Source organism: Streptomyces glaucescens (assembly GCF_002154375.1).
Taxonomy (GTDB): Bacteria; Actinomycetota; Actinomycetes; order Streptomycetales; family Streptomycetaceae; genus Streptomyces; species Streptomyces glaucescens.
In genome coordinates this window covers 1-8269 of the sequence record NZ_MUND01000686.1, presented here as the reverse complement: position 1 = coordinate 8269, position 8269 = coordinate 1, and the positions used below count along the sequence as shown (strand labels likewise).

At 69.7% G+C, this 8269-nt stretch carries 6 protein-coding genes and 1 pseudogene; 2 read left to right on the top strand and 5 right to left on the bottom strand.

Annotation, left to right across the window (positions count from 1 at the left end; translation table 11 throughout):
- The first annotated feature begins 569 nt into the window (after positions 1–569).
- Together CCN42_RS34950 and glxA are read left to right on the top strand one after the other, a co-directional pair.
- On the top strand, positions 570–2543 hold the full coding sequence (locus tag CCN42_RS34950; protein ID WP_086741410.1) for a glycosyltransferase family 2 protein: 1974 nt from the start codon (positions 570–572) through the stop codon (positions 2541–2543).
- Complete coding sequence (glxA, locus tag CCN42_RS34945; RefSeq protein WP_086741409.1) at positions 2540–4477, top strand: radical copper oxidase GlxA; 1938 nt, start codon at positions 2540–2542, stop codon at positions 4475–4477. The genes CCN42_RS34950 and glxA overlap by 4 nt, the downstream gene beginning before the upstream one ends.
- A gap of 75 nt (positions 4478–4552) precedes the next feature.
- Here glxA and CCN42_RS34940 read toward each other — a convergent pair whose 3' ends face one another.
- The 5 genes and pseudogenes from CCN42_RS34940 to CCN42_RS42935 form a co-directional block, all read right to left on the bottom strand.
- Positions 4553–5575 (bottom strand): glycoside hydrolase family 6 protein, encoded by a 1023-nt coding sequence (locus CCN42_RS34940; RefSeq protein WP_086741408.1) that lies wholly within the window; start codon positions 5573–5575, stop codon positions 4553–4555.
- A gap of 60 nt (positions 5576–5635) precedes the next feature.
- The gene (locus CCN42_RS34935; protein WP_086172622.1) at positions 5636–6301 is read right to left on the bottom strand and encodes a class F sortase; all 666 of its coding nucleotides are present in this window, start codon (positions 6299–6301) and stop codon (positions 5636–5638) included.
- A 3-nt stretch (positions 6302–6304) separates the two neighbouring features.
- Positions 6305–6889 (bottom strand): hypothetical protein, encoded by a 585-nt coding sequence (locus CCN42_RS34930; protein WP_086741407.1) that lies wholly within the window; start codon positions 6887–6889, stop codon positions 6305–6307.
- A gap of 141 nt (positions 6890–7030) precedes the next feature.
- Positions 7031–7810 (bottom strand): HAD-IIA family hydrolase, encoded by a 780-nt coding sequence (locus CCN42_RS34925; RefSeq protein ID WP_086741406.1) that lies wholly within the window; start codon positions 7808–7810, stop codon positions 7031–7033.
- Between the two features lie 186 nt (positions 7811–7996).
- Positions 7997–8269 (bottom strand): annotated as a pseudogene (locus CCN42_RS42935) (hypothetical protein); the annotation flags it as partial.

Genomic DNA, 8269 nt, shown 5'->3' with positions numbered 1-8269 from the left:
TTCGAGTCCCTGGCGGCGCACAGACGGAGCAAGGCCCCTCGCGGAAGCGGGGGGCCTTCTCGCTGTTTCGGTCGGCCTCGCATCGATTCGTACGCATGACCGAAGCGAGGTCCGCTGAACGGAACGCCCTCGGTGCCCGTAAGGAAGGGGAGGGTGCGGAGGAGTCGCACGGGAGTGCTTCGGTAACATTCGTGCACACCTGACCGCAAGTGCACCAGCAGACGCCTACATGTGCCCCAATGAGCGCGTATGGCTGGTGAGTACCGCGTATCGCGTCTTGCGATCTTGCTGAACGGCGTAGAACCCTGGCTCCCCAGAGGCTGCGGACACGCGCCGATCGGGGGCATGGAGCCGGTTGCCGGCATGGAGCGGGGAGAAGGGGGCCCCGGTTCGTGAAGCGATGCCGAGGGGGCATCATGCAACCGGAAGCGCGCAGTTCCATATCTATAGGGTGTGGACCACGTGGTGACTGCCGCGCACCACTGACACGTCCGTGAAGGCCGAGGGGACCCGGACCGGGCGAAGGGAACCGACATACACGCGATGACCCGCGTGTGGGGGGATGACTCATGACGTCGACGCCGACGGGCGCCCGGCAGGACTTCGACCCGTCACAGACCACCCAGCTCAGGGTGCCGGCTCACCGGATGAGCACCACGGGGACCTTCCGCCGGATCAAGAAGGCGCTGCCTAAGTACGACTACGAGCACTACAGCCGGCTGGCCGGGCCCCTCACCCAGCCCGATCCGCACAAGCCGTACCAGGTGCAGTACCGCTCCCTGATATCCCAGGAGCCGCACCGCATACGCGTGGCCCTGATGCTGATGGCGGCGCCGGTGCTCTCGGTCGTCCTGCTGGTCTGGCTGCTCCAGCCGGAGCACTGGACGGACCGTGACTACCCCCAGTACGACTTCCTCCCCACGCTCGACGTCGTGATGCTCGTCTCGATCGGCCTGATCGAGTTCTTCCGCTGCATGAACGTGCTGTCCAACGCGCACGCCACCCTGGTCGCCCGCGACCCGATACCCGTGGTCCCGGAGACCGGCACCCGGGTCGCCTTCCTCACCTCCTTCGTGCCCGGCAAGGAGCCGCTGGAGATGGTGACGAAGACCCTGGAGGCGGCGGTGAGGATCCGCCACCGGGGCGTGATGCACGTGTGGCTGCTCGACGAGGGCGACGACCCGGAGGTCAAGGAGGTCTGCGCCCGGCTCGGCGTGCGCCACTTCTCCCGCAAGGGCGTCGCCCGGTGGAACAAGGCCAAGGGCCCGCACCGCGCCAAGACCAAGCACGGCAACTACAACGCCTGGCTCGACGCGCACGGCGACGACTACGACTTCTTCGCCTCCGTCGACACCGACCACGTGCCGCTGCCGAACTACCTGGAGCGGATGCTCGGCTTCTTCCGCGACCCCGACGTCGGCTTCGTCATCGGCCCGCAGGTCTACGGCAACTACGACAACTTCGTCACCAAGGCCGCCGAGTCGCAGCAGTTCCTCTTCCACGCGCTGATCCAGCGGGCCGGCAACAAGTACGGCGCGCCCATGTTCGTCGGCACCTCCAACGCGGTGCGCATCAGGGCGCTCAAGCAGATCGGCGGTCTGTACGACTCGATCACCGAGGACATGGCGACCGGTTTCGAGATCCACCGCCACAAGAACCCGGCGACGGGGAAGAAGTGGCGCTCGGTGTACACCCCGGACGTGCTCGCCGTCGGTGAGGGGCCGAGCGCCTGGACGGACTTCTTCACCCAGCAGATGCGCTGGTCGCGCGGTACGTACGAGACGATCCTCAAGCAGTACTGGAAGGGCTGGTACTCGCTGCCTCCGGGCAAGCTCTTCAACTACACGATGATGATCATCTTCTATCCGATGTCCGCCCTGAACTGGATCCTGGCGGCGCTGAGCTGCGCGCTGTTCCTGGGCCTCGGCGCCTCGGGTGTGAACATCGACCCCACCGTGTGGCTGATGCTCTACGGCAACGCCTCCGCGCTCCAGATCGGCCTGTACATCTGGAACCGCCGCCACAACGTCTCGCCGCACGAGCCGGAGGGTTCCGGCGGAGTGGCCGGCATGGTCATGTCCGCGCTGTCCGCGCCGCTCTACGCCAAGGCGCTGATCGACTCCATGCTCCGCCGCAAGAGCAAGTTCGTGGTCACCCCCAAGGGCGACTCGGCGAGCCCGGACCGCTGGTTCGGCACCTTCCGGTACCACTGGTACTTCATCACGATCTTCGGTGGCTCGATCGCGGCCGGCTTCGTCTTCGGCCACTCCCACCCCGCGATGATCACCTGGGCCTGCTTCGCGCTGCTGATCACCGCCACACCGATCTACGTCTGGCGCTACGAGCTGCGCCAGGACCGGAAGAAGCAGCTGCGCCGCAAGCGCAGGAGGCACGCCGCGGCGTCAGCGCCGCAGCCGCAGCCGCAGGACGCCGGGCCCGCGCCGGCGCCCGCGCACGGGGTGCCGCACGAGCAACCCTGGGCCGCCTCCGGTGGAGGCGCCGACCAGACCATGCAGATCGCCCTTGGGGGACGTAAGGAATGAAGGACCGTGCAGGCCGCCGCCGGGCCCGTCGAATAGCGATAGGCACGACGGTGGTGCTCGCGCTGGCCGGGATGAACGGGCCGTGGCTCTACCGCTTCGGCTCCGAGAAATACCACCAGTACCAGATCAACAGGCCCGAGTACAAAGCCGCCAACGGCTACTGGGAGATCATCGAGTTTCCCGAGGAGTACCGGCAGAACACCATCCATGCGGCGCTGCTGCACACCGGCAAGGTGCTGCTCGTCGCGGGGTCCGGCAACAACGAGGACAACTTCGACGCGAAGAAGTTCGACACCCGGATCTGGGACCCGGTCAAGGGCACGATCAAGAAGGTGCCGACGCCGACCGATCTGTTCTGCACCGGCCACACCCAGCTCGCCAACGGCAATCTGCTGATCGCGGGCGGCACCAAGCGCTACGAGAAGCTGAAGGGCGACGTCACCAAGGCCGGCGGTCTGATGGTCGTCCACAACGAGAACCCGCACAAGCCGATGACGCTGCCCGCCGGAACGAAGTTCACCGGCAAGCGCAACGGCAAGACCTTCGTCTCCAAGGACCCCGTGCTGGTGCCCCGGGCGAAGAAGGTCTACGACCCGGTCACCGGCGAGTACCTGCGCAACGACCCCGGCCGCGGGCGTGTCTACGTCGAGGCCCAGAAGAGCGGCGCCAAGTACCAGACGGGCGCGCAGGACAACTACCGGGTGCAGGGGCTGAACGGGGTCGACACCCGCAACACCTACGGCATGGCGGAGAAACTCGCCCTGGACAAGAAGGATTTCCAGGGCATCCGGGACACCTATGAGTTCGACCCGGTCGCCGAGCGGTACATCAAGATCGACCCGATGAACGAGGCACGCTGGTACCCGACGCTCACCACGCTGGGCGACGGCAAGGTCCTGGGCGTGTCGGGGCTCAACGACATCGGGCAGCTGATCCCGGGCAAGAACGAGGTGTTCGACCCGAAGACCAAGAAGTGGACGTACACCAGCACGCTCCGCAAGTTCCCCACGTACCCCGCGCTGTTCCTGATGCAGAACGGCAAGATCTTCTTCTCCGGGTCCAACTCGGGCTACGGGCCGGCCGACGTGGGCCGTGACCCGGGCGTGTGGGACGTGAAGACCAACGAGTTCACCAAGGTCCCCGGGCTGAGCGACGCCGACCAGATGGAGACGTCCGCGACCGTGCTGCTGCCGCCCGCGCAGAACGAGACGTACATGGTCGTCGGCGGCGGCGGGGTGGGTGAGTCCACCAAGTCCAGCAACAAGACGCGGATCATCGACCTCAAGGCCGACAAGCCGCAGTACGTGGACGGGCCGACGCTGGACAAGGGCACGCGCTACCCGCAGACGTCGATCCTGCCCGACGACAGCGTGCTGGTGTCGGGCGGCGCGGAGGACTACCGCGGCCGCGGCGACTCCAACATCCTGGAGGCCCGGCTCTACCACCCGGAGAGCAACACCTTCCAGCAGGTCGCCGATCCCCTGGTGGGGCGGAACTACCACTCCGGGTCGATCCTGCTGCCGGACGGCTCGGTGATGTTCTTCGGCTCCGACTCGCTGTACGCGGACAAGGCGAACACCAAGCCGGGCAAGTTCGAGCAGCGGATCGAGATCTACAGGCCGCCGTACCTGTTCCAGGGTTCGCGGCCGTCGCTGTCCGGAGGGCCGCAGACGATCGAGCGGGGCGGTTCGGGGACGTTCACCTCGCGGCAGGCCTCGACGATCGAGAAGGTGCGGTTGATCCGGCCGAGCGCGTCGACGCATGTGACCGATGTGGATCAGCGGTCGATCGCGCTGGACTTCACGACGTCCGGGGACAAGATCACGGTGACCGTGCCGAAGAACCGGAACCTGGTGCCGGCCGGGTGGTACATGCTGTTCGTCGATGACGAGCGGGGTACTCCGTCGGAGGCGCAGTGGGTTCGCGTTCCGTAGCGCCATGGGCCGCTGAAGGTTGAGTGCGGCTGGTCGCACGGTTCCCCGCGCCCCCCTGGGACGCGGGGATCGCCGTTACCCGGCCCCTTGCGCGAGCTTCAGTGCGTAGTCGGCCCACCACTCGCCCGCCTTCGGGCCGCCCTTGCACTCGCCGTCCGACTCCCCGGGGCGCTTGATCCAGAGGTAGGCGTCCACGAGGGGGTCGGCGGTCTTGATGGTCGGGGTCTCGCCGAGGGCGCGGCCCGGCGGGTTGCACCAGCGCTCGCCGGGGTCGCCGCCGGTGTAGGGGCCGTTGCCGTTGCGGCTGGTGTCGATGACGAACGGCTTGTCGCCGACCTTGGCGGAGAGGTGCTTGCCGTAGGCGATGGAGTCCTCGGTGCTGTAGTAGTTCGAGACGTTCACCGCGAAGCCGTCGGCCTGGTCGATGCCGGCCCACTTCAGGGGCTCGTGGATCTGATCGGGGTGGCCCCAGCCGGCGTTGCCCGCATCCAGGTAGACGTCGGTGGCCTTGAGCGACTTCAGCTTGCCGATGGCGTACTCGAGGAGGTCGTACCGCTCCTCGTGGTACTCGTCCGGGGTGCAGCCGTCCACCAGGTGCAGGACCGCGTCCGGCTCCAGGACGATCGTCGCGGGACGGTCGCCGATGCCCTCGGCGACCCCGTCGATCCAGGCCCGGTAGGCGTTGCCGTCGGCGGCGCCGCCGCCCGAGTACTGGCCGCAGTCGCGGTGCGGGATGTTGTAGAGGACGAGCAGGGCCGTGCGGTCCGCCTCCTCGGCGGCCTCGGTGAGGAGGCGGGCCTGCTCCTCGGGATTCTCCGGGCTGATCCACTCGCCGGTCGGCTGCTGCGCGATCTTGCGGATCTGCTCGGCCTCGGCCTCCTTGCCCGCCTTGTCGTAGGCGGCGACCTGCTCGGCAGCCGTGCCGTCCGGGTTGACCCAGAACGGGACCCGGTTCTTGGGCTGCTGGGTGATGCCGGCCCCGGCGTCACCCGGTTTCGGCTCGTCCTTGTCGCCGGAGGAGCATCCCGCGATCAGAAGTGCCGCCCCCAGCACCGCCGCGCTCGCCCGTACTCCGGCCGCCCCCCTGCTGCCGAACATCCCACTCCCCCTCGGGTGCACTGTGCCAGGGCCCAATCCTGGCACAGGTCAAGTGCCGGGTCAGAGGCCCGTGCCCGTGAGGTAGGCCGAGACGATGACGTTGGCGGTGTAGCTGCGGCTGGCCCGGTCGAAGCTGCCGCCGCAGGTGATGAGCCGCAGTTCGGCGCGGCCCTCATGGCGCGGCCCGTACGCCTGCCGGGCGTCGAAGCGGTCACGGGTGAGGACCTGGATGTCGTCGACCGTGAACTCGGCGACCTTGCCGTCGTCGCGGACGACCCGGATCGTCTGCCCGGCGCGCAGCGCGCTGAGCTTGTAGAAGACGGCCGGCCGGGTCTCGGTGTCGACGTGCCCGACCAGCAGCGCGGTGCCGGCCGCGCCGGGTGCGGCACCGGCCGCGTACCAGCCGACGACGCCCGGCTGGTCGTAGGGCGGCGGATCGACCGCGCCCCGGCTGTCGAGGCCGCGCGCCACCACCGGCGCCTGGATGCCGAGCCCGGGGATGTCGAGACGCTGGGGCAGTGCCTCGCCGAGCGGGCTGCGGGCGGGGGGCAGCCGGACGTCGGGGGGACGTCCGACCGCCGCCATGTCACCGGTCTTCGGACCGGATATGCCGTGCCGTACGTCGGTCACCTCACGGCCCCACAGCCACAGCCCGAGCAGCAGTACCGCCCAGGCCACGCCGGTGAGCAGCCGTCCGGTGCCGGCGGAGCGTTCAGGTTCGGACATGGGTCAGCCCGCCCTGCGGCTGCGGCGGGCGCCGCGGGCCGCGACGACCACGGCGGCGCCGGCCGCGAGGAGCAGCCCGGTGACGGCCTGGGCCACACCCGGGCCGGTGCTGCTGGTCTCCACGGCCGCGAGGTGGGCGGTGCCGCCGCCGCCCGCGCGGACCGGGGCGGTCGGCGAGGCGGGCGCCGTCGGGGTGGCGGGCGCGGTCGGGGTGGCGGGTGCGGTCGGGGTGGCCGTGGAGTCGCCGCGCCCGGTGCCGACGGTGAGGACGGCCTTCAGCGATGTGTCGCCGCAGGTGATCCTGACGTCGTACGGGCCCGGACGGGCCGTGGAGCGGACCCTGGTCTCCCCGCCGAGGGTGCCACCGCCGGTGGCGGTGAGCCGGGCGTCGGAGACGAACGCGTCCGAGGCGGCGGTGCCGGTCCTGCCGGTGCACCCGGTCACGCGGAGCGCGATGTCGCCGCCGGGCGCCGGGGACGACGGACGGACCTGCACACCGCCGCCGTCCGCCGCGTGGGCCGCCACCGGGGTGAGGGCCGCGGCGATGGCCAGGACCCCGGTACTGAGAGTGAGTCGCAGAGAACCCATCGTGAACCTCCAGACATCTGGAGACTCCCCCGCGCGGCCCCCTCCCGCATCCTCGGAGGGGGCCGGACTGCTCCGAACGGGTGTCGTTCGCCCCACGGGTGGTTTAGCGGCGCGGCTGCGCGGCCCCGTGCCGGACAGGCCCTAGATGAGGTCCACGAGGTCGGCGATCGAGTCGACGACCTTGGACGGGCGGTACGGGAAGTCCTCGACCTGCTCGGGCCGGGTCAGGCCGGTGAGGACCAGGAAGGTCTGCATGCCGGCCTCGATGCCGGCCAGGACGTCGGTGTCCATCCGGTCGCCGATCATGGCGCTGGTCTCGGAGTGGGCGCCGATCGCGTTGAGGCCGGTGCGCATCATCAGCGGGTTGGGCTTGCCCGCGAAGTACGGCTTGCGGCCGGTCGCCTTGGTGATCAGCGCGGCGACCGCGCCGGTGGCGGGCAGCGGGCCCTCGGTGGACGGGCCCGTCTCGTCCGGGTTGGTGCAGATGAACCGGGCGCCGCCGTTGATCAGCCGGACCGCCTTGGTCATGGCCTCGAAGGAGTAGGTGCGGGTCTCGCCGAGGACGACGTAGTCCGGCTCGTGGTCGGTGAGGATGTAGCCGATGTCGTGCAGCGCGGTGGTCAGGCCCGCCTCGCCGATGACGTAGGCCGAGCCGCCGGGGCGCTGGTCGTCGAGGAACTTGGCGGTGGCGAGGGCCGAGGTCCAGATGTTCTCGATCGGCACCTGCAGCCCCATGCGGTTCAGCCGGGCGTGCAGGTCGCGCGGGGTGTACATCGAGTTGTTGGTGAGGACGAGGAACGGCTTGCCGGACTCGCGGAGCTTCTTGATGAAGGCGTCGGCGCCGGGGATCGGTACGCCCTCGTGGATCAGTACCCCGTCCATGTCGGTGAGCCACGACTCGATGGGCCTGCGGTCTGCCATGTGCTGCAACTCCTGGCGTACGTGCGGATGTACTGGGGCGCCGGAACCACGGCGTACCGACGCCCCCAGACTAGTCAGGAGGCGGCGATCCTGACCCCGTCGATCACCCGGTACCCGTTGTCGGGTGCCGATGTGACGGAACCGGCAGCGCACGTCCCGCGAGGATCGTCGCGGAGGGGGAGCGTCTCAGCGGCGCCTGCGGTTGCCGAGCAGGACGGCGCCGGAGAGCAGCAGCAGGGCGGTGGCGGCGAGGACGCCGCGGGCGAGCGGGGACAGACCGGTGGCGGCGAGTTCACCGGGAAGGCCCGGAAGGGGACCGGTGCCGTCCCGCCCCGGGAGCTCCGCGGCCGGGGACTGCGTCCCGGTCCCCGCGTCCGCGGTCGCGTGCGCCTCGGGGGCGGCGCTGGTGCCGGTACTGGGGGTGGGGCTGGTTCTGGTGCCGGTGCCGGTGCCGGTGCC